Origin of the sequence: Aurantimonas sp. NFXS3 (assembly GCF_049132005.1) — a bacterium.
GTDB lineage: Bacteria > Pseudomonadota > Alphaproteobacteria > Rhizobiales > Rhizobiaceae > Aurantimonas > Aurantimonas coralicida.
The window spans coordinates 168,732-190,242 of record NZ_JAGDDZ010000001.1 but is presented as its reverse complement, the minus strand read 5'-3'; the positions used below and the strand labels follow the sequence as shown (position 1 = coordinate 190,242).

Below are 21,511 nucleotides of genomic sequence, written 5' to 3'. Positions count from 1 at the left end.
ACGGTCAGCCGAGCGTCGCCGCGGCGTGACGGCCTCCATATACTCATGTGAGGGGCGGCTGTGAACCCTTTGTCGGGGAAAATTTCGCATCCGGCGTCATGCGCGCGTTCGGCGGCCCTCCAGATGCCTGGCACCGGGGCTTCCGGCGGCAATCGTCGCCCCGTTTTTCGCCTGCCCTTGCACCTCACCCCCGGCTTGGTACACTCGCCTTAACCAAGCAACCTGAGGCGTTGCCCGTTCGAGCGCGGCGCCGGAGAGACAGTGTGAGTGACCATGAAATCGGTGGGAGAAACCGTCCATCGTTGATTCCAGCCGGAAGGCCCAGAGCCCCGGCCTATCGTCCGCATGCCGAGACGCCCTCGCCCGACGCCGCGACGGGTCCGGAACGCCGCACGGCGGTGCATTCGTCGGCGAAGGCGCCGGACAGCGCCGACAGCCCGGCGCGGAGCGCGGGCAGGTCGGCTTCTGCACCGGACGAAGGAGCCCGGCACGGGCATGAGCGCGGGACGGCGGACACCCTGAACGACCGCCCTGCCCCTGAACCCGGCAATGCCGATGGGCCGGGCGACAATGGTCCGCGCGGCCCGTCCGGCTCCGGACGGAAGGATCAGCGAAAGGAACGGGCCCGCCCCGGCCAAGGAGCCGCGTCCGGGCAGCGCGCCTCCGCGCCCGAGACATCCGGGTCGAGCGAGCCGGCGACGCCGCACGCCCGCAAGGATGAAGCCGCCCCTCGCGGAGCATCCGCCGATGCGCCGCCGACGGGCGCGCAGGCTGATTCTGCCTCCTCGACTACCGTCGACGGCGCGCCGCTGACCAAGCGCAAGCGCCGCCGGCGGCGCAAGGCTGGCAAGAACGCTGCGGCCCCGCCCGCGGCCCGCGTCGACGCGCCTGCGGACACCGCCGCGAACGAGGCGCCGGCGGATCCACCCGCGCGGCCTAAGCCGGGGCGCAAGCCGCGTCGGCGCCGGTCGCGGCGCTTTGCCGGGGCCAGCGGACCGCCCGCGCCGGCCCATGAAGATACCGGCTCGCCAGCCGCGCCGCTCAGTCAGCCTGCCCCCCGCCCCGCAGCCAACGACCACGCGGCGCCCGCGGTGCCTGCCGCGCCCATGCCGCCGCCCGTGCGGCGGGCGCCGGTCTATGCCGCCCTCGATCTCGGCACCAACAATTGCCGGCTCCTGATCGCCATTCCGACCCGGCCCGGCCAGTTCCGGGTGATCGACGCCTTCTCGCGCATCGTGCGCCTCGGCGAAGGCCTCAGCCGCACCGGCAGCCTGTCGCGCGGCGCCATGGACCGGGCGATCGCAGCGCTGGCGATCTGCGCCCAGAAACTGTCGGCGCGCGATGTCGTGCGTTGCCGCCTGATCGCGACGGAAGCCTGCCGCGCCGCGGCCAACGGCGCCGAATTCATCGAGCAGGTGGCGCGCGAGACCGGGCTGGAACTGGAGATCGTCTCCCGCGAGACCGAGGCGCGGCTGGCCGTGTCGGGCTGCGGATCGCTGATCGAGCGCTCGGCCCGCGGCGCGGTGCTGTTCGACATCGGCGGCGGCTCGTCGGAGATCGCGCTGCTCGACCTGCGCGGTCGCGACACCCGCCGGCTGTCGAAGCAGATCGTCGCCTGGACCTCGCTGCCGGTCGGCGTGGTGACCCTGGCCGAACGCCATGGCGGCCGCGATGTGACGCCCGAGATCTTCGAGGCGATGATCCAGGAAACCGTCGAGATGATCCGCGGCTTCAAGGGCCGCGACAAGCTCGGCGCGCTGGTCGGCACCGATCGCTTCCACCTCCTGGGCACCTCCGGTACCGTCACGACGCTGGCCGGCGTGCATCTGAAGCTGGAGCGCTACGACCGGCGCCAGGTCGACGGCCTCTGGCTGACGGATCTGGAAGCCGACGAGCTGGTCGCCCGCATTGCCGGCTGGAGCTTCGAGGAACGCATCGCCAACCCTTGCATCGGCAGCGATCGCGCCGATCTGGTACTGGCGGGCTGCGCGATCCTGCAGGCGATCCGCAGGGTCTGGCCGGCCCCGACGCTGCGCGTGGCCGATCGCGGCCTGCGCGAGGGCCTTCTGATGGAAATGATGGTCGCTGACGGCGTCTGGCGCCGCAGGGATCCGACAAGGAATACCGGGACATGAGCGGCGGACGCAGCGACAGTCGAGGCATGACCGTCAAGGTCAAGAAGAAGCGCGGGCTCAAGCTCTCGTCCCGGCGCTGGCTCGAGCGCCAGCTCAACGACCCCTATGTGCGGCGCGCCAAGGCCGACGGCTATCGCTCGCGCGCGGCCTACAAGCTGATCGAGATGGACGACCGCTACAAGCTGCTGAAGCCCGGCCACCGGATCGTCGATCTGGGCGCGGCGCCCGGCGGCTGGTGCCAGGTCGCCGTCGATCGCACCGGCTCGACGGCCGCGGACGTGCGGGTCGTCGGCATAGACTATCTGACGGTCGAGCCGGTCGCCGGCGCGACGATCCTGCTGATGGACTTCCTCGACGATGCAGCGCCCGACAAGCTGATGGAAACCCTCGGCGAGGCGCCGGACATCGTCCTGTCGGATCTGGCCGCGCCGACCACCGGCCATCGTCCGACCGATCACATCAGGACCATGCATCTCTGCGACGTCGCCGCCGACTTTGCCATCCGCACCCTGAAGCCGGGCGGGCACTTCCTCGCCAAGACCTTCCAGGGCGGCACCGAGCGCGAATTGCTGACGCTGCTGAAGCGCCACTTCGTCAGCGTCCATCACGTCAAGCCGCCCGCCTCCCGCGAGGGCTCGGTGGAGCTCTACATCCTCGCCAAGAGCTTCAAGGGCAAACGCGCCGAAGCCGAGGAATTGGGCGACGAGGTCGAAGATCCCCGGATCCATGACCAGGCCGACGAGGACGCCGGCCCGCTCGGCTGAAGCTTTCTGACGTGTCGGGAGCCGTGCCGCCCTACTCGGCCGGCACCCGGCGGCCCGACACCTCGCTGCCCGCCTCGCGCCCCATCGGGATGAAGGCGAAGGCCGCCGACATGGTGACCAGCCCGACGACGAGGAAGGCGGCGGAGAAATCCACCGGCGCGGCCATGTCGCGGCCCGACATCACCATGCCGATCTCGAGGACTGCTCCGGCCAGCGCGACACCCGTGGCGATCGCCACCTGCTGCAGTGCGCCCATCATCGCGGTGGCGTCGCCCGTCGATTCGCGCGGCACGTCGGCAAAGGCCAGCGCGTTGATCGAGGTGAAGAACAGCGAGCGGAAGAACCCGCCGACGAGCAGCAGCGGGATCAGGACGGCCAGCGATATGTCGGGCCGGTAAAGGCCCAGCGCCGCCGTCAGCGCACCGCCGACGATGGTCGTCACGACCAGCGTGGTGCGGAAGCCGAAGCGCTGCAGGATCGGCTTGGCCAGGAGCTTCATGGCCATGGCGCCGCCGATGGCAACGCAGGTGACGAGGCCCGATTCCAGCGGCGTATAGCCGAAGCCGAGCTGCAGCATCAGCGGCAGGAGGAAGGGCACCGCGCCCGAGCCGATGCGGAACAGCGCACCGCCGGTGACGGCCGCGCGCAGCGTGGTGATCCTGAGCAGCGACAGCCGCAGCACCGGCTGGTCGATGCGGCGCGCATGGCGCACGAACAGGCCCGCCGCGACCGCGCCGGCGAGCGCCATGGCGACACCGAAGGCCGGCGGCAGTGCCGGCAGCGACACCACCGACAGGCCGAAAACGATGCCGGCGCAGGCAAAGCCCGACAGGAGGAAGCCCGGCCAGTCGAAATGCACGCCCGACACCCGGTCGACCTTGGGCAGGAACCGCCCGGCCAGCCAGATGCCGACAACGCCGATCGGCAGATTGATCAGGAAGATCCAGCGCCAGTCGGCATAGGTCGCGATGGCGCCGCCCACCGGCGGTCCGATCAGCGGCCCCATCAGCGCCGGAATAGTGAACCAGGCCATGGCGCCGACGAGGTCGGATTTCGGCACGGCCCGCACCAGCAGCAGCCGCCCGACCGGCGTCATCATCGCGCCGCCCATGCCCTGCAGGAAGCGCGCGACCACGAAGGCGCCGAGCGAATCCGCCATGGCGCAGGCGAGCGAACCGAGAACGAACACCGCGATCGCCAGCCGGAAGACGAGCTTCGGTCCCCAGTGATCGGCGATCCGCCCGGAGATCGGGATGAACACCGCCAGCGACACGTAATAGCTGGTCAGGGCGAGCTTGAGCGCGATCGGGCTCGTGCCGATGTCTGCGGCGATCGCCGGAAGCGAGGTCGCGATGACCGTCGAGTCCATGTTCTCCATGAACAGCGCGACGGCGAGCACGACCGGAACGATGCGGTTCAACTGCGGTCCTCGGGGTATGGGTAAGGCGGGCTTAGGGACGCTGGGAAGACATAGGCCGAAGCCGGCGAAATGGCAGCCCGTCCGCCCGGCGCCTCTTCAACAAGCCGTGCGAATGGTTGCCGGCCGTCTTCGACGGGCCAGTTGGCATGCGTGCACCCATTCTCATTCCGATCTTCGACGATACGAGGTTTCCATGAGCAAGCCCACCGATGCACGATCTCTCTTCAGCCGCCGCACGGCCCTGCAACTCGCAGCCGCCGGCGGCGCGGCCATGACCGGCATCATGCAGGGCCGCGAAGCCCATGCGCAGGACCAGTCGACGGCCGCAGCGGCGGCCAGCGAACGGGCGCGCATGCCGTCGCCGGGCTGGCACCGGATCGAACTCGGCGATGCCCGCATCACCACCATCCTCGACGGCCTGCGGCCCGGCGAAGGCCCCTACCCCACCTTCGGCGCCGACCAGAGCCAGGAGGCGATGGCCGAGCTGATGCGGGCGAACTACCTGCCCGAGACCCAGTTCGTGAACGGCTTCACCCCGGTTCTCGTCGAACTCGACGACAATCTCGTCCTGTTCGACACCGGTTTCGGCGAGTCCGGCAAGGAGAACGGCTTCGGCAAGCTGGTCGAGCGGATGGCGGAAGCCGGCTACGGCCCCGACGACGTCACCATCGTGGTCCTCACGCATTTCCACGGCGACCACATCCAGGGCCTGATGACCGGCGGCGAGCCGACCTTCCGCAATGCCCGCTATGTCGCCGGCCAGGCCGAGTTCGACTGGTGGACGTCGGACGAAGCCAGGAACGGCGATCGGGCCGGTGGCGCCAAGCTGGTCGAACAGATGGTCGTGCCGCTCAAGGACAAGATGACCTTCGTCGCCGAGGGTGACGAGGTCGTGTCCGGCATCACCGCCATAGAGGCCTTCGGTCACACCCCCGGCCACCTGATCTTCGAGATCGCGTCCGGCGACCGCCGCCTGTGGCTGACCGCCGACACCGCCAACCATTTCGTCGCCTCGCTCCAGAAGCCGGACTGGGAGGTCAAGTTCGACCAAGACAAGGACGCGGCGGCCGCAACCCGCAAGCGTGTCTTCGACCGGATCGCCGAGGAACGCATTCCGTTCATCGGCTACCACATGCCCTTCCCGGCCATCGGCTATGCCGAAAAGCTGGACGGCGGAGGCTACCGGTTCATTCCGGAAACCTACCAGCTGGATGTCGACGCGGACGCCTGATCGGCGATCCGACGTTTCCAGACCGGGGCGGAGCCATCGGCTCCGCCCCGGTCCTTGATGCTCAGAATCAGCGCGAACAGCCGATCTCGGCCATGATCGCCACGACATCGGCACGCGACCGGCAGACATTCTCGCAAGGGATGCCGTCATTGTCCCCGTCGGCCCGCGGATGCTGGCCGGCGCACCATGCGATCACGGCTTCACGGCAGCTTCGATAGCTCTTGCAACTGGCGGCATGGGCTTCGGCGCCGAGCGCCAGAATCATCAGGGCTGCCAGCCCCAATGCGCGGAATTGTCCGATGGTCATGTCTGGAAGATACCGTTCCTAAGCTGTCCTTACGACCATCTCCCAGAGCCGGCACACCGCGTCAAGCGGACGGGGGTGCCGAATGTCAGCCCCGCTTTCCAATGTCATGATGGCGTGCTAGCAGCCCTTGCCAATCCTTCTCCCGCCGACTCGCGCTCCTGCCGGCGGACGCATCGTTCAAGAGGACTGGCATGGCCCGCATCATCGACACCGCAACCGGCGGCACAGCACTGACTTTCGACGACGTCCTGCTGCAGCCGGGGCATTCGGAAGTCATGCCGGGCCAGGTCGACGTGCGCACCGCGATCACCCGCACGCTGAAGCTCAACATCCCGATCCTGTCTGCGGCGATGGACACGGTCACCGAGGCGCGGCTGGCCATTGCGATGGCGCAGGCCGGCGGCATCGGCGTCATCCACCGCAATCTCACCCCGGTCGAGCAGGCCGAAGAGGTTCGCCAGGTCAAGAAGTTCGAAAGCGGCATGGTGGTCAATCCGGTCACCATCGGGCCCGACGCGACGCTGGGCGATGCTCGCGCGCTGATGACCCAACACAACATCTCCGGCATTCCGGTGGTCGAGAATGGCGGTTCGGGCGGTCAGAACCGCGGCAGGCTGGTCGGCATCCTGACCAATCGCGACGTGCGCTTCGCTTCCGACGATCGCCAGCCGATCCACGAGCTGATGACCAAGGAAAAGCTGATCACGGTCCGCGACAATGTCGATCAGGACGAGGCCAAGCGGCTCCTGCATCATCACCGCATCGAGAAGCTGCTGGTCGTCGACGACCAGCACCATTGCATCGGGCTGATCACCGTCAAGGACATCGAGAAGTCGCAGCTCAATCCGAGCGCCTCGAAGGACGCCCATGGCCGGCTGCTCGCGGCAGCCGCCACCAGCGTTGGCGACGACGGCTTCGAGCGCGCCGAGCGGCTGATCGACGCCGGCATCGACCTGCTCGTCATCGACACCGCCCATGGCCATTCCCAGAAGGTGCTGGACGCCGTCGCGCGGGTGAAGCGCATGTCCAACGAGGTCCAGATCCTCGCCGGCAACGTGGCGACCCCGGACGGCACCAAGGCGCTGATCGACGCGGGCGCCGACGGCGTCAAAGTCGGCATCGGCCCCGGCTCGATCTGCACCACCCGCATCGTCGCCGGCGTCGGCATGCCGCAGCTGTCCGCCATCATGGGCGCCGCCGAGGAAGCCAACAAGGCGGGCATCCCGGTCATCGCCGATGGCGGCATCAAGTTCTCGGGCGATCTGGCCAAGGCGCTGGCCGCCGGTGCGTCGGCCGCGATGATCGGCTCGCTGCTGGCCGGCACCGACGAGAGCCCCGGCGAGATCTACCTGCACCAGGGCCGTTCCTACAAAGCCTATCGCGGCATGGGCTCGGTGGGTGCCATGGCGCGCGGCTCGGCCGACCGCTACTTCCAGGCGGAAGTGCGCGACACGCTGAAGCTGGTGCCCGAGGGCATCGAGGGGCAGGTTGCCTACAAGGGGCAGGTCGCGGCCGTGCTGCATCAGCTGACCGGCGGCCTGCGGGCGGCCATGGGCTATGTCGGGGCGGCGACGCTGGAGGATTTCCGGCGCGATGCGCGCTTCGTGCGCATCTCCAATGCGGGCCTGCGCGAGAGCCACGCCCATGACGTGACCATCACCCGCGAGAGCCCGAACTATCCGGGCCAACTGGTCTGAGAAGAGAAGTCGGCGCTTCCTGCTTATCGCGGGAGCGCTGCAGCGGTCCGAGTGTCAGACCCGGGCGACCCGCTCGGTCTGCTGCACCGGCGGCACCAGGTTCGAATTGGCGATCGGCTTCGGCCAGGTCCGCGCATGGGACAGATGGCCGTCGGCATAGGCGATCAGGACGTCGCCCGGTCGCGGGATCGAGCGCATGAAGAAGCTCTCGCGTACCGGAACGATCCGCGGGCCTGCGGCATCGCGCACCGTGATCTCCCGCCTGGCGATATCGACCTGCAGGATTTCCGTCACATCGACGAGATTGTCGAGGTGCCGCGTCCGCCCGGTTCCGTTTCTCAGCTTCTGAACAGGCATCATCAACTCTCCATCCCGGATATAGCCAAGGACGGAACGAGAGAATATTCCTGTCGGTTCCCTTGCTAAACTCGCCGAAATCACTGTCCGGCTAACGACGCTGGCAGTCGAGACAACTCCTCCGTTCGCCATCCGCTCAGGCGGCGACGGCCCCGCTCCCCGCCGCGCGGATCGCCGCGATATTTGCGCGGTAATGCTCGGGCGTGCCGCCCTTGAACACCGCCGATCCGGCGACCAGCACGTTCGCGCCGGCCTCGACGACCAGCGGCGCGGTCTCCGGCGTCACGCCGCCGTCGATCTCGATATGGATGTCGCGGTCGCCGATCATCGCCTTCACACGCCGCACCTTTTCCACGACTGAAGGAATGAAGGCCTGGCCGCCGAAGCCCGGATTGACGGTCATCAAGAGCACCAGGTCGAGCCGGTCGAGCACATAGGCGATGACGTCCTCGGGAGTCGACGGGTTGAGCGAGACACCGGCCTTCTTGCCGAGATTGCGGATCGCCTGGAGCGACCGGTCGAGATGCTTCGTCGCCTCGGCATGGACGGTGATGTAGTCGCAGCCGGCTTCGGCGAAGGCTTCCAGATACGGATCGCACGGCTCGATCATCAGATGGCAGTCGAAGATCTTCTGCGAGGCGCCGCGCACCGCCTTGATGACCGGCGGGCCGAAGGTGATGTTCGGCACGAAATGGCCATCCATCACGTCGAGATGGATCCAGTCCGCCCCGGCCTGGTCGACGGCCACCACCTCTTCGCCCAGGCGCGCGAAATCGGCCGAGAGGATCGAGGGGGCGATGATGACGGGCTTGGCCATTTCAGTCTCCTGCCTGTTCTGTCAGCCCGGCGCCGAGGCCGGTTCCGGGTCCGCGCCGGCGAAGACGCGGCTGGCGGCGATGTCAGCTGCTTCGATGCGCGAAAGCGCCTCTGCGTTCAAGGGCCCCCCGTCCAGCTCGAACAATCGGTTGGCCTGGCGCAGCCGCGCCCGGTCGAGGGCGTTGCGGATCGAGCGGGCATTGGCGAAATGCGGCTGCGTCCGGCGCCGCGCGATATAGCGGGCGAGAACCGCCTTCGCGTCCCCGGTGAGATGGTAGTTCTGGCGCTCCAGCATGCCGACCGAGATCTCCAGCAATTCGTCGTCGGAATAGTCCGGAAAGTCGATGTGGTGGGCGATGCGCGACCGGAAGCCGGGATTGCTCGCGAAGAAGGTGTCCATCCGGTCGGCATAGCCGGCGAGGATCACCACGAGGTCGTCGCGCTGGTTCTCCATCACCTGCAGCAGGATCTCGATCGCCTCCTGGCCGTAGTCGCGCTCGTTCTCCGGCCGGTAGAGATAATAGGCCTCGTCGATGAACAGGACGCCGCCCATCGCCTTCTTCAGGATGTCGCGGGTCTTGGGAGCCGTATGGCCGATATACTGGCCGACCAGATCGTCGCGGGTCACCGACACCAGATGCCCCTTGCGGATATAGCCGAGGCGGTGGAGGAGGTTCGCCATCTTCATCGCCACCGTGGTCTTGCCGGTGCCGGGATTGCCGGTGAAGCTCATGTGCAGCGTCGGCGTGTCGTGGGCGAGGCCCAGCCGCTTGCGGGCCCGCTCGACGAGCAGCAGCGCCGCCGTCTCGCGAATGCGCTTCTTGACCGGCGCCAGGCCGATCAGTTCGCGGTCGAGCTCGTCCAGAACATCGGCCACGCCGGCATCGCGATATTCCTGCCGGAGATCGATGGCCGTGGGCGTGTCCTCGCCCGGCGCGTCCTGGGTCTCGGATTCTGCATCCATCGTCCTGCTCCTCAATCCATCGCGCAGCGGTCACAGGCTGGAATGGCGGGCGAAGCCGCCCTCCCCGTCTGCTGCTCTACCCGCATCCTCCCTCTCCCCGCCGGGAGAGGGAGCGGCTCAACCGACGACTACTCGGCGTAGCGGGCGCCTTCCGGCCTGTCGGCAGCGTAGGATTCCGTCGTGTAGCGGATGGTGCGGCCTTCCATTTCCGAGCGGCGAAGCCGGAAGCCCGGTTCGTTGGCCGGCCGGTTGACGATGAAGGACAGCTTCACCGACTCCCATCCCGCGGTGGAATCGAAGGCCGACATGCGAATGTAGCGGTCGCCATGGACCTTGCGGCACTCGGTGAACTCCATCATCACGCCGGCCGCATCGGCGATGTCGAACATCGGGTGGCCCCACATGTCCCAGTAGGTATTGCGCGGATGCGGGTCGTCGGTGTGCTCCAGATTCACCGCCCAGCCATTGTCGAGGCAGTACTGGATCTGCGCGGTGATCTGCGTGTCGGTGAGGTCGGGCAGGAACGAGAAGGCCCCTTGGGTGATGCGCATGGTTGATATCCTCTTCGAGTTGCGGCGCCGGGCTTCGCAAGCCGCGCCGGCCGGGTTCGAACGATGGGGAGGACGGGGCGTTGGGAGGCTCGCCCCGTCCTGACGCGGGATGGATCAGGCCGAGGCCGTCGCCGTCACCGCGTAGTCGGGGGAATCGGTCGAGGTGTAGTTGAAGGTCACGTCCTTCCACGTCTCGAGCGCCTGCTGCAGCGGCGTGCAGCTTCGGGCCGCCTCCTGCAGGATCTCCGGTCCCTCATTGACGATGTCCCGGCCCTCGTTGCGGGCGAGAACCATGCATTCCAGCGCCACCCGGTTGGCGGTCGCGCCGGCGGCGATGCCCATGGGATGGCCGATCGTGCCGCCGCCGAACTGCAGCACGGTGTCCTCGCCGAGAAGATCGAGGAGCTGGTGCATCTGGCCGGCATGGATGCCGCCCGAGGCCACCGGCATCATCTTGTTCAGCGAGGCCCAGGGCTGGTCGAAGAAGATGCCGTTCTCGAGCTTCCGGTGGGTGAACTCGTCCCGGCAGATGTCGTAATAGCCCTTGGTCGTCGCCGGATCGCCTTCCAGCTTGCCGACGACCGTGCCGGCATGGATGTGGTCGACACCGGCCAGCCGCGCCCATTTGGCGATCACGCGGAACGACACGCCGTGGGTCTTCTGGCGGGTATAGGTCGAGTGGCCCGCCCGGTGCAGATGCAGGATCATGTTGTTGCGCCGCGCCCATTTGGCCATGGACTGCATGGCGGTCCAGCCGATGACGAGGTCGATCATCACGATGTTTGAGCCGAGATCCCGGGCGAACTCGGCGCGCTCGTACATGTCCTCCATGGTGGCGGCGGTGACATTGAGATAGGTGCCCTTGATCTCGCCGGTGGCGGCCTGGGCCTTGTTCACCGCCTCCATGCAGTAGAGAAACCGCTCGCGCCAATCCATGAAGGGCTGCGAGTTGATGTTCTCGTCGTCCTTGGTGAAGTCGAGCCCGCCCTTCAGCGCCTCGTAGACGACGCGGCCGTAATTGCGGCCCGACAGGCCGAGCTTGGGCTTCACCGTGGCGCCGAGCAGCGGCCGGCCGAACTTGTCGAGCCGTTCGCGCTCGACGACGATGCCCGTCGCCGGCCCCTGGAAGGTCTTCACATAGGCGGTGGGCAGGCGCATGTCCTCCAGCCGCAGGCCCTTCAGCGGCTTGAAGCCGAAGACATTGCCGATGATCGAGGCCGTCAGATTGGCGATCGAGCCGTTCTCGAACAGGTCGAGATCGTAGGCGATATAGGCGAAATACTGGTCGCCGGTGTTCGGCACCTGGTCGACGCGGTAGGCCTTGGCCCGGTACTTCTCGGCCGCCGTCAGCCGGTCGGTCCACACGACGGTCCAGGTCGCGGTGGAGGATTCGCCGGCCACCGCCGCCGCCGCCTCGATCGGATCGACGCCGTCCTGGGGCGTGATCCGGAAACAGGCGATGACGTCCGTCTCCTTGGGTTCGTAGTCGGGCTCCCAGTAGCCCATCTTGCGGTATTCCATGACACCGGACTTGTAGCGGTCCTTGCCCTTGATGGTCTGCGAGCCCTGATCCATGACGGTCCTCCTTCGTTGATCCCGGTTGCGTCCGCAGCGCCGTTTCCGGCGGATTTCGGACAAGCGTCTCCCTTCGGCGCGAAAGGGGTTTCGCGCCGTCCATTCAGGCAATGCTGTCAGTTTCGGTGCCGCAGGGCCCGGCCGGTCAGGTTACCGGCCGGGAGAGTTGTCGCCTCAGGCGGCGGCGGCGTGCGCTTCGATGCGCGGGTCGAGTTCGCCGCCGGCATAGCGGGCGGCCATGGCGTCGAGCGACAATACGCGGATCTTCGAGGCCTGACCGGCACAGCCGAAGCGCTCGTAACGGTCGAGGCAGAGGGTCTTGAGCGCGTCCATGGCGGGGATCATGAACTTGCGCGGATCGAACTCCTCCGGCTTCTCCATGGCCACCTTGCGGAACTGCCCGGTCATCGCCATCCGGCAGTCGGTGTCGATGTTGACCTTGCGCACGCCGTGCTTGATGCCGCGCACGATCTCGTCCACCGGCACGCCGTAGGTCTCGCGCATGCGGCCGCCATACTGGTTGATGATGGCCTGCAGCTCTTCCGGCACCGAGGACGAGCCGTGCATGACGAGATGCGTGTTCGGCAGCTTGGCGTGAATCTCCTCGATGATGTTCATGGCGAGGATGTCGCCGTCCGGCTTGCGGGTGAACTTGTAGGCGCCGTGCGAGGTGCCCATGGCGATCGCCAGGGCGTCCACATGGGTCTGCCGCACGAAGTCCACCGCCTGGTCCGGATCGGTGAGCAGCTGGTCTTCCGACAGCTTGCCCTCGAAGCCGTGGCCGTCCTCCTTCTCGCCCTCGCCGCTTTCCAGCGAACCGAGGACGCCGAGCTCGCCCTCGACCGAGGCGCCGACCCAGTGCGCCATGCGCGTCACCCGTTCGGTGATCGCGACGTTGTACTCGTAGGAGGCCGGCGTCTTCATGTCGGCCTCGAGCGAGCCGTCCATCATCACCGAGGTGAAGCCGTGGCGGATCGCCGTCAGGCAGGTCTGCTCGTCATTGCCATGGTCCTGATGGATGCAGACCGGGATCTGGGGGAACATCTCCACCAGGGCCTCCATCATCTTTTCCAGCATGATGTCCTTGGCGTAGGACCGGGCGCCGCGCGACGCCTGCATGATGACGGGGGCGTCGCTCTTCGCGGCCGCCTCCATGATCGCCAGACCCTGCTCCATGTTGTTGATGTTGAAGGCAGGCACGCCGTAGCCGTTCTCGGCGGCGTGATCGAGAAGCTGGCGCAGTGTGATCTTTGCCATGTCTAGATGTCCCTCCTGAACCGGTCCGGTGCCATCACGCGATCTCCAGCGCCGCGTCGACGACGGCCTGCGGCGTGATGCCGAACTTCTCGTAGAGCTGCGGCGCGGGTGCCGAGGCGCCGAAGCCGGTCATGCCGATGAAGCGGCCGTTCTCGCCGATCCAGCGATCCCAGCCGAGCCGGGCGGCCGCCTCGATGGCGATGCGCGGCGCCGTGCCGAGGACCGACTTGCGGTAGGCCTCGTCTTGCTCCTCGAAGAGATCGAGGCAGGGCATCGACAGCACCGCCGCCTGCTTGCCGGATTCGGCCAGCGTCTTGGCCGCGGCGAGCGCGATCTCGACTTCCGAACCGGTGGCCATGATGGTCACGTCGCGCGGGCCGTCGGCCTCCTTCAGGACGTAACCGCCGCGGGCCGAGCGGTTTTCGCCGACATCGCCGGCGCGCACCGTCGGCAGGCCCTGGCGGGTCAGCGCGAGCACCGATGGGCGATGGCGCTCGGTCAGCGCGATTTCCCAGCACTCGGCGGTCTCGATCGCGTCGGCCGGACGGAAGACCAGAAGGTTCGGCGTCGCCCGCAGCATCGCCAGATGCTCGATCGGCTGATGGGTCGGGCCGTCCTCGCCAAGGCCGATGGAATCGTGGGTCAGCACGTAGACGACGCGCAGCCCCATCAGTGCCGACAGGCGGATCGCCCCGCGGGCATAGTCGGCGAAGACCAGGAACGTGCCGCCATAGGGCACGAAGCCGCCATGCAGGGCCAGACCGTTCATCGCCGCGGCCATGCCGTGCTCGCGCACGCCGTAATGGATGTAGCGGCCGGAGAAGTCGTCCGGGGTGATCGACTGCATGCCCTTGGTCAGGGTGTTGTTGGAGCCGGTCAGATCGGCCGAACCGCCGATGGTCATGTCGGTGACGCGGTTGATGACCTCCAGCGCCATCTCGGACGCCTTGCGGGTGGCGACCTTCGGCGCGTCGGCCGACAGGGCCTGCCGGAAGGAGGCGAGCTCACCGGCCAGGCCCGACGGCAGCGTGGTGGCGACGGCGGACTGGAAGCGCTCGCGATCGGCGCTCGACGCCAGCCGCTTCTCCCAGATCTCGCGAGCCTCGCGGCCGCGGGTGCCGACCTCGCGCCAGCCCTTGACGACCGCCTCGGGCAGCTCGAAGGGCTCGGACTTCCAGACCAGCTGCTCGCGGGCCAGCGCGATCTCCTCGTCGCCCAGTGCCTCGCCATGAGCCTTGGCGGTGCCGCCGCGATTGGGCGCGCCGTAGCCGATGATGGTCTTGCAGGCGATAAAGGCCGGCTTGTCGCTCTTGCGCGCCTCGGCGATCGCCGCCTCGACGGCGTCCGCGTCGTGGCCGTCGACGGCCCAGGTGTTCCAGCCGGCCGCCTTGAAGCGGGCGATCTGGTCGGTGGCGGTGGCGATGTCGACCTTGCCGTCGATGGAGATGCCGTTGTCGTCCCACAGGACCACGAGCTTGGACAGCTTCAGCGTGCCGGCCAGATCGATGGCCTCGTGGCTGATGCCCTCCATCAGGCAGCCATCGCCGACGATGGTGTAGGTGTAGTGGTCGACGAGGTCACCGCCGAAGCGGGAATGCATCATGCGCTCGGCGAGCGCCATGCCGACGGCGGTGGACAGGCCCTGGCCGAGCGGCCCGGTGGTCGTCTCGATGCCCAGCGCATGGCCGTATTCGGGATGGCCGGCGGTGCGGCTGCCGAGCTGGCGGAAATTCTTCAGCTGCTCGATGTCCATGTCGGCATAGCCGACCAGATGGTGCAGCGCGTAGAGCAGCATCGAGCCGTGGCCGGCCGACAGGACGAAGCGGTCGCGGTCCGGCCAGTCGGGGCGCGACGGGTCGATGTTGATGAACTTCTGGAACAGGACGGTGGCGACGTCGGCCATGCCCATCGGCATGCCGGGATGACCGGACTTCGCCCGCTGCACGGCGTCCATGGCGAGGGCGCGGATGGCGTTGGCCATGTCGCGGGGATTGCGGTCGGTGGTTTCGGGCGATGGTTTCGCGGTCGAAGACATGGTTTGCATTCCTTTCGTCGAAGGCCTCAGGAGGCCCGTCGGCGTCTTTCCATCAGCTGCAGGATCAGCGGCGTCAGGATCAGTTGCATGGCGATGTCGAGCTTGTTGCCAGGCGCGACGATGGAGTTGGCGCGGGACATGAAACTGCCGTGGATCATCGAGAGCAGATACGGAAAGTCTATCCCGCGCGGGTTGGCGAAGCGAATGACGATCATCGACTCGTCGGCCGTCGGAATCCAGCGAGCGATGAACGGATCGGATGTATCGACGATGGGCACCCGTTGAAAGTTGATATCGGTCCGCGCGAATTGCGGGCAGATATATTTCACATAGTCGGGCATCCGACGCAGGATGACGTCCATCACCGCATCCGTCGAATAGCCCCGGCTGGCCTTGTCCCGGTGGATCTTCTGGATCCACTCCAGATTGATGACGGGCACCACGCCGATCTTCAGATCGGCCAGCGGCGCGAGATCGACTGTATCGGTCTTCACGCAGCCATGCAGGCCCTCGTAGAAAAGTAGGTCGGACTCCTCGCCAAGCGAGCTCCACTGCGAGAAGGTGCCGGGCGCGCTGCCGTAGATCTTCGCTTCCGCCTCGTCGTGGATGTAGTGCCGGGTCTCGCCGCGCCCCTTGCGACCGAACTCCGAGAACACCTCCTGCAGCCTGTCGAGGATGTTCGCCTCGGGGCTGAAATGGGAGAAGTTGCGGTTTCCGTTCCTCTCCTCCTCGGCCATCTTCTCCTTCATCGCCTGGCGGTCGTAGCGATGGAACGCGTCTCCCTCGATATAGGCCGCCTTGACGTGCTCGCGGCGGAAGATCTGGTCGAAGATGTTCTTGACCGACGTCGTGCCCGCTCCGGACGAACCGGTGATCGCGATGATCGGATGCTTGGTCGACATGCGATGTCCTCCCCCCGGCCCGACACGCTCCCTCGCGCCGGGCCATTCCTCCTGCCTAGGTCCTGAACAGGCTGCGTTTGCCGAACAGCGGCGAGCGATCGGTCAGCGCCGACGGATCGGCCACGTAGCGGGCGACGCGGTCCACCTCGTGCTTCGAGCCGAAGACCAGCGGCGTGCGCGCATGCAGGTCACGCGGCACGATGTCGAGAATGCGCGACGACCCGTCGGTGGCGGCGCCGCCGGCCTGCTCGACGCAGAAGGCGACCGGATTGGCCTCGTAGACGAGGCGCAGGCGCCCCTCGGTGTAGCCCTTCCGGCCGTCGCCCAGATACAGGAAGATGCCGCCGCGCACGAAGATGCGGTAGCAGTCGGCCACCATCGAGGCGATCCAGCGCATGTTGAAATTGCGCTCGCGCGGGCCTTCCTCGCCGGCCAGGCAGTCGTCGATATAGCTGCGGATCTGCGGGTCCCAATGGCGGTAGTTCGCGGCATTGGTGGCGAACTCGCTGGTCTCCTCGGGGATCGCCACCGAGCCGATATGCTCGACGAAGCCGCCGAAGCTCGGCGAGAACAGGAACACCCGCGTTCCCTTGCCGACCGACAGCACCAGCAGGAGCTGCGGCCCGTAGATGAAGAAGCCGGCGGCAAGCTGCCGGTTGCCCGGCTGCAGCAGCGCGCTGGTCGGATCGGAGCGATGCTCATCGCCCACCGGCAATAGCGAGAAGATCGTGCCGATCGAGACATTGGTGTCGATGTTGGACGAGCCGTCCAGCGGGTCGATCGCCAGGGCGAGCGGCGCGGCCGGGTCGATCACCACCGCGGCGTCCTGCTCCTCCGAGCCGTAGACGGCGATCGCCGAGGCCTTGGCGGCATCGAGGAACATCTGGTCGGCGACGATGTCGAGCGGCTTCTGCACGTCGCCGCCGGCATTGGTGTCGCCGCCGCCGGACCGGGCTTCGACGCCCCCCGCGATGATCGTGTTGCGAAGCTTGATCGAGGCGGCGCACAGCTGGCGAATGGTATCGGCGACCTGCCGGCCGATCGGGTCGGACCCGCATTCGGATCCCAGATGTGCGTCGAGAGACGATGACATGCATTCCTCCTGAGTGGCGTCGAGCGCTTCGGCTCCGTCCACTCGTCTATGGGTGGATGGTGGATTCTGCGAGCGCATAAGTAAAATTCATTCTCTTTACGGCATCAGTAAATTCTTTTAGAAGAGGCCATGCGAACCCTGACACTGCGCCAGTTGCGATCGATCCAGGCGATCAACGAGCACCGTACCATCGCCGCGGCTGCGCGCCAGTTGGGCCTGACCCCGCCGGCCGTGACCCTGCAGGTGAAGCAGCTGGAGGACGATTTCGGCCTGGCGCTGTTCGACCGCACGAATGACGGCATGCGCCTCACCGCCGCCGGCGCCGCGGTGCTGGGCGCGGCCAACGCCATCGAGACGACCCTGCGCGCGCTCGCCGACGAGATCCAGGCGATCAAGGGCGTCAGGTCGGGCACCATCCGGCTCGGCGTCGTCTCCACCGCGAAATATTTCGCGCCCCGGCTGATCGCCGCCTTTCGGCGGGACTATCCCGACATCGAGATCCGGCTGATCGTTGGCAACCGGCTGGAGATCATCGAGCAATTGCGCGCCTACCGGCTGGACATCGCCCTGATGGGGCGCCCGCCGGTCGAGTTCCCGGTCGAGGCGACGGTGTTCGGCGACCATCCGCTGGTGATGATCGCGCCGCCCGACCATCCGCTGGCCGCCGCCCGCGAGATCACCCGCGAGCGCCTGCTCGAAGAGACCATCATCATCCGCGAGCCCGGCTCGGGCACGCGCGCGGCACTGGCGATCTTCTTCGGCGACCATCCCGACGCGCTGGAGACGCGCACGGCCGAGATGGGCTCCAACGAGACCATCAAGCAGGCGGTGATGGCCGGGCTCGGCATCGCCTTCATCTCGGCCCACACCATCGCCTTCGAGGTGGAGACCGGACGGCTGGCGATCCTCGACGTGTCGCACATGCCGATCCGCCGGCAATGGTTCGCCGTCAGCCGCAAGGAGCGCATTCCGGCGCCCGCCGACATCGCCTTCAAGAATTTCCTGATGCAGCGCGGCGCCAGCTATCTGCCGCTGCTCGACCGGCTCTATCCCGCCGAGGCCGGCGATGCGGCTTCACCGCCAGCAACAGACGAGACCGCAGGGGCGTCGTCCCCCGCGTAAGACCGGCAGGTCAGAGCGATCCCGGGCCAGCGGGCGACAGCAGCACGGCGCGCCGCAGCGCCGCCAGATCGGCCGATCCGGTGCAGAAGCAGGCGATCCGCAATTGTGCGATCACCTGCCGGAAATGCGCCACGGCGGCTTCCGGCGATGCGTCCGCGCTGCCGAGCGAGGCGGCGGCCTGGCCGGCGAGATCGGCGCCGAGGCGGATCGCCTTGGCGGCGTCCAGCCCGTCGCGGATGCCGCCCGAGCCGATGACGACGGTCTCAGGACAAGCGGCCCGCACGTCGACGATCGCCCGCGCCGTGGAGATGCCCCAATCGGAGAAGGCCAGCGCCGTGGCGCGTTGCGCCGGGTCCGGCGAACGCTCGGCCTCGACGGCCGCCCAGCTCGTGCCGCCGGCCCCGGCAACGTCGATGGCGTGGGCGCCCGCATCGACCAGCCGCCGCGCGACCGTCGCCGAAATGCCGGCCCCGACCTCCTTGACCACGATCGGTACCGGCAACGTGCGCGCCAGCTCGCCGATGGCCGCAAGGACGCCGCGCCAGTTCGTGTCGCCGCCCGACTGCACCGCTTCCTGCAGCGGGTTGAGATGCACGATCAGCGCGTCGGCATCGATCATGTCCACGGCCCGCCGCACCTCCGTCAGGCCGTAGCCGAGCACCAGTTGCGCCGCGCCGACATTGGCGAGGATCGGCACGTCCGGCGCCGCATCGCGCAACTGCCGGTCGAGCCCGCCCGAGGCGCGGCCCTCGATGGCGATGCGCTGCGAGCCGACCGCAAGGGCGATGCCGAGAGCCTGCGCCGCCTCGGCGAGATTGCGGTTGATGCGCGCCGCCCGTTCCGGCCCGCCGGTCATCGACGAGATCAGCAGCGGCGCTGCGAGCCGGCGGCCGAGAAACTGCGTCGACAGGTCGATCTCGGCCAGCGAGATCTCCGGCAGCGCGACATGTTCGAAGACGATCTGCGACAGGCCGCTGTCGGCCCGCCGCGCCGCCAGCGAGGGATGCAGCACGATGTCGAGATGATCGCTCTTGCGCGCGGCGATGTCGCCGGCGGCCGATGTGTCTCCTGAGACGCTCACGTAACCCTATGTCCTATCGTCGCAGATTGCGAAACCGGACGCTCCCCGGTCGTCGCGTTTGCCAATGATCGTGTTAGCATCAGTTGCAACGTTACGTGTAGCGAATGACCCGTGACAAAATGCCAGAACCGAAGGCGACCCTCCCGGCATGACGTGCAATGAAACCGACGGCTTCAGGACCGAGGCTGCCGCCCTGATCGCCAGGATCGATGCGCGGCTGGCGGTGCTGGTGCCCCGCGCCCTGCCCGGCCAGACCGGGCTCGACCTGGCGATCCGCGAAAGCGTGCTGGCGCCCGGCAAGCGCCTGCGGCCGATGATGGCGGCGCTGACGGCAGGCGATCTCGGCGGTGACGAGGCCGTGGCGGTCGATGCCGGCTGCGCCGTGGAGATGGTGCATGCCTCCTCGCTGATTCTCGACGACCTGCCCTGCATGGACGACGCCACGATGCGCCGCGGCAGACCGGCCGCCCATGTCACCCACGGCGAGGATGTCGCCGTCCTGTCGGCGATCGCCATCCTGTCCGGCGCCTACGAGATGCTCGCCAGGGTAGAGGGCCTGTCGCCGGCCGCGCGGCTCGAGGCGGTGACGGTGCTGACCCGCGCCGTCGGCGTCGAAGGCCTCGTCGGTGGCCAGTTCGCCGACCTGCGCGGCGGCCGCGCCGAACGGCCGCTCCACGAGATCGCGGCCACCAACGGCCGCAAGACCGGCGCGCTGTTCCTGGCCGCCGTGGAGATCGGCGCGATCGCGGCGGGTGCCGGCGAGACGACCCGCGCGCATTTGCGCGGCTTTGCCACCGAGCTCGGCCACGCCTTCCAGCTTCTCGACGATCTGCTCGATGGCGGTCCGAGCGCCGCGACGATCGGCAAGGACGTCAACAAGGATGCCGGCAAGTCGACCATCGTCTCGATGCTGGGCCGTGCCTCGGTGGAGCATCGGATCGAACGGCATGTGGAAGCTGCCCATGGCGAGCTGACCCTGGTGTTCGGGGCGTCGAGCCGGCTGCATCGCCTCACCGACGCGATCGTTGCCCTGCCCGGCGGAGCCGCCGCCGACACGGCGTGCGACAAGACGCGTTTTCGCGAACCCGAAGCCGGCGCGCGCTGACGATCCCGTTCGCTGGGCCGACACGCGTCGCCGAATGCGCTCTCGCCGATCTCGTTCGCGTCCGAAGCCTGCGCCAGTGCAGCAGAACTGTCCGCCGGGCTGAGCCGGCCTAACTCGCGGGGCGCGTCAGCCTCGGCCGGGTCCACAGCGCCTCGGAGCGACCCGCCGGCCCGCCACGCCGCGCCAGCGCCGCCTTGGCTGCGCCGCGGGCGACATGGCCGAGTTTCTGCCGCCGCCCGGTGGAGACGCGTGCGTCCCAGGCATGGGCGCCCAACCCCTTCACCTGCATGCCGATCTCGCGATAGACGCCATGCGCCGTCGCGACCGCCCAGGCCGAGCGTGGCGGCAGTTCCCGCAGGCCGTGGAAGGCCGAGGCGTAATAGGGCTCGGCGAGATCGATCAGCCGGTTGGCGACCAGCGACACCACCGGCCGCTGGCGCGGATCGGCGAGATCGCCGGGTTTCAGATCGGCGTCGGCCAGCCATTCCGCCGGCAGATAGACCCGCCCGACCCGGGCATCCTCGACGATGTCGCGGGCGATGTTGGTGAGCTGGAAGGCGATGCCGAGATCACTGGCGCGGTCGAGGGTCATCTCGTCCTTCGCCCCCATCACCATGCTCATCATCACGCCGACGACGCCTGCGACATGGTAGCAATAGGTCAGCGTATCGGTGACGGTCGCATAATGCCGCTCCTCGACATCCATCCGGTAGCCTTCGAGATGCTGCAGCAGCAGCTCCTGCGGCAGGCCGTGCCGGGCCACGACATCGGCGACGGCACGAAAGCTGGGATGCGAGGTCGGCTCGCCGCGCAGGGCCGCCAGCGTCTCCGCCTCCAGCAGCGCCAGCCGCTCCGCGCCCGAGCCGAGCGGGCCGAGCGGCCGCCGGGCAAAGCCCAGCACCTGGTCGTCGATGGTGTCGTCGCAATGCCGGCACCAGGCATAGAGCATCATGGCGCTGCGCCGGGTCTCGGCATCGAACAGCCTGGCCGCCGCCGCGAAGCTCCTGGAGCCCTTGGCGATCGTATCCTCGGCCATGGCCGCCAGATCGGCCCGCGCCGCCGGATCGAGCGGCACGGCGATGGGTTGGGAGGCGAGCAT

Annotated in this window: 19 protein-coding genes; 6 read left to right on the top strand and 13 right to left on the bottom strand. The window is 67.9% G+C overall.

What is annotated here, in order from left to right:
• Positions 1 to 809 precede the first annotated feature (809 nt).
• Entirely contained in the window at positions 810 to 2,135 is a 1,326-nt protein-coding gene (locus J3367_RS00785) for a Ppx/GppA phosphatase family protein (protein ID WP_244495397.1), read from the top strand.
• Positions 2,132 to 2,899 carry an RlmE family RNA methyltransferase gene (locus J3367_RS00780; protein ID WP_024349201.1) on the top strand — a complete coding sequence of 256 codons (768 nt, stop codon included), beginning with the start codon at positions 2,132 to 2,134 and terminating at the stop codon, positions 2,897 to 2,899. The genes J3367_RS00785 and J3367_RS00780 overlap by 4 nt, the downstream gene beginning before the upstream one ends.
• Positions 2,900 to 2,930: 31 nt before the next feature.
• On the opposite strand, the gene J3367_RS00775 is transcribed toward J3367_RS00780, so the two are convergent.
• Complete coding sequence (locus tag J3367_RS00775) at positions 2,931 to 4,319, bottom strand: MFS transporter (protein ID WP_024349202.1); 1,389 nt, start codon at positions 4,317 to 4,319, stop codon at positions 2,931 to 2,933.
• Between the two features lie 193 nt (positions 4,320 to 4,512).
• Between J3367_RS00775 and J3367_RS00770 the strand changes: the two genes are divergently transcribed.
• Complete coding sequence (locus tag J3367_RS00770; protein ID WP_024349203.1) at positions 4,513 to 5,550, top strand: MBL fold metallo-hydrolase; 1,038 nt, start codon at positions 4,513 to 4,515, stop codon at positions 5,548 to 5,550.
• Positions 5,551 to 5,617: 67 nt separating this feature from the next.
• Here the strand turns inward: J3367_RS00770 and J3367_RS00765 are convergent, their stop codons facing one another.
• The gene (locus tag J3367_RS00765; protein WP_024349204.1) at positions 5,618 to 5,857 is read right to left on the bottom strand and encodes an excalibur calcium-binding domain-containing protein; all 240 of its coding nucleotides are present in this window, start codon (positions 5,855 to 5,857) and stop codon (positions 5,618 to 5,620) included.
• A gap of 191 nt (positions 5,858 to 6,048) precedes the next feature.
• Between J3367_RS00765 and guaB the strand changes: the two genes are divergently transcribed.
• Entirely contained in the window at positions 6,049 to 7,554 is a 1,506-nt protein-coding gene (gene guaB, locus J3367_RS00760) for an IMP dehydrogenase (protein ID WP_024349205.1), read from the top strand.
• Between the two features lie 54 nt (positions 7,555 to 7,608).
• On the opposite strand, the gene J3367_RS00755 is transcribed toward guaB, so the two are convergent.
• From J3367_RS00755 to J3367_RS00715, 9 genes are all read right to left on the bottom strand, one after another.
• A complete protein-coding gene (locus J3367_RS00755; protein ID WP_024349206.1) occupies positions 7,609 to 7,914 on the bottom strand; it encodes a hypothetical protein in 306 nt (101 codons plus the stop codon).
• A 133-nt stretch (positions 7,915 to 8,047) separates the two neighbouring features.
• Positions 8,048 to 8,728, bottom strand: a complete 681-nt coding sequence (gene rpe, locus J3367_RS00750) for a ribulose-phosphate 3-epimerase (RefSeq protein WP_024349207.1) — start codon at positions 8,726 to 8,728, stop codon at positions 8,048 to 8,050.
• 21 nt (positions 8,729 to 8,749) lie between these two features.
• Entirely contained in the window at positions 8,750 to 9,691 is a 942-nt protein-coding gene (gene cbbX / locus J3367_RS00745; protein ID WP_029702687.1) for a CbbX protein, read from the bottom strand.
• A gap of 128 nt (positions 9,692 to 9,819) precedes the next feature.
• Positions 9,820 to 10,242, bottom strand: a complete 423-nt coding sequence (locus tag J3367_RS00740) for a ribulose bisphosphate carboxylase small subunit (RefSeq protein WP_024349209.1) — start codon at positions 10,240 to 10,242, stop codon at positions 9,820 to 9,822.
• A gap of 114 nt (positions 10,243 to 10,356) precedes the next feature.
• On the bottom strand, positions 10,357 to 11,817 hold the full coding sequence (locus tag J3367_RS00735) for a form I ribulose bisphosphate carboxylase large subunit (RefSeq protein ID WP_024349210.1): 1,461 nt from the start codon (positions 11,815 to 11,817) through the stop codon (positions 10,357 to 10,359).
• Between the two features lie 174 nt (positions 11,818 to 11,991).
• A complete protein-coding gene (gene fba, locus J3367_RS00730; protein WP_024349211.1) occupies positions 11,992 to 13,074 on the bottom strand; it encodes a class II fructose-bisphosphate aldolase in 1,083 nt (360 codons plus the stop codon).
• A gap of 34 nt (positions 13,075 to 13,108) precedes the next feature.
• Entirely contained in the window at positions 13,109 to 15,109 is a 2,001-nt protein-coding gene (gene tkt, locus J3367_RS00725; RefSeq protein WP_035694443.1) for a transketolase, read from the bottom strand.
• 26 nt (positions 15,110 to 15,135) lie between these two features.
• Positions 15,136 to 16,011, bottom strand: a complete 876-nt coding sequence (locus tag J3367_RS00720) for a phosphoribulokinase (protein ID WP_024349213.1) — start codon at positions 16,009 to 16,011, stop codon at positions 15,136 to 15,138.
• A gap of 55 nt (positions 16,012 to 16,066) precedes the next feature.
• The gene (locus J3367_RS00715; RefSeq protein ID WP_024349214.1) at positions 16,067 to 17,104 is read right to left on the bottom strand and encodes a class 1 fructose-bisphosphatase; all 1,038 of its coding nucleotides are present in this window, start codon (positions 17,102 to 17,104) and stop codon (positions 16,067 to 16,069) included.
• Between the two features lie 129 nt (positions 17,105 to 17,233).
• On the opposite strand from J3367_RS00715, the gene J3367_RS00710 reads away from it, so the two are divergent.
• Positions 17,234 to 18,226 (top strand): LysR family transcriptional regulator, encoded by a 993-nt coding sequence (locus J3367_RS00710; protein ID WP_024349215.1) that lies wholly within the window; start codon positions 17,234 to 17,236, stop codon positions 18,224 to 18,226.
• Positions 18,227 to 18,236: 10 nt separating this feature from the next.
• Here J3367_RS00710 and fni read toward each other — a convergent pair whose 3' ends face one another.
• On the bottom strand, positions 18,237 to 19,307 hold the full coding sequence (gene fni / locus J3367_RS00705) for a type 2 isopentenyl-diphosphate Delta-isomerase (RefSeq protein ID WP_024349216.1): 1,071 nt from the start codon (positions 19,305 to 19,307) through the stop codon (positions 18,237 to 18,239).
• A gap of 148 nt (positions 19,308 to 19,455) precedes the next feature.
• Between fni and J3367_RS00700 the strand changes: the two genes are divergently transcribed.
• Positions 19,456 to 20,412 (top strand): polyprenyl synthetase family protein, encoded by a 957-nt coding sequence (locus J3367_RS00700; RefSeq protein ID WP_024349217.1) that lies wholly within the window; start codon positions 19,456 to 19,458, stop codon positions 20,410 to 20,412.
• Between the two features lie 109 nt (positions 20,413 to 20,521).
• On the opposite strand, the gene J3367_RS00695 is transcribed toward J3367_RS00700, so the two are convergent.
• Positions 20,522 to 21,511 (bottom strand): phytoene/squalene synthase family protein, encoded by a 990-nt coding sequence (locus J3367_RS00695; RefSeq protein WP_024349218.1) that lies wholly within the window; start codon positions 21,509 to 21,511, stop codon positions 20,522 to 20,524.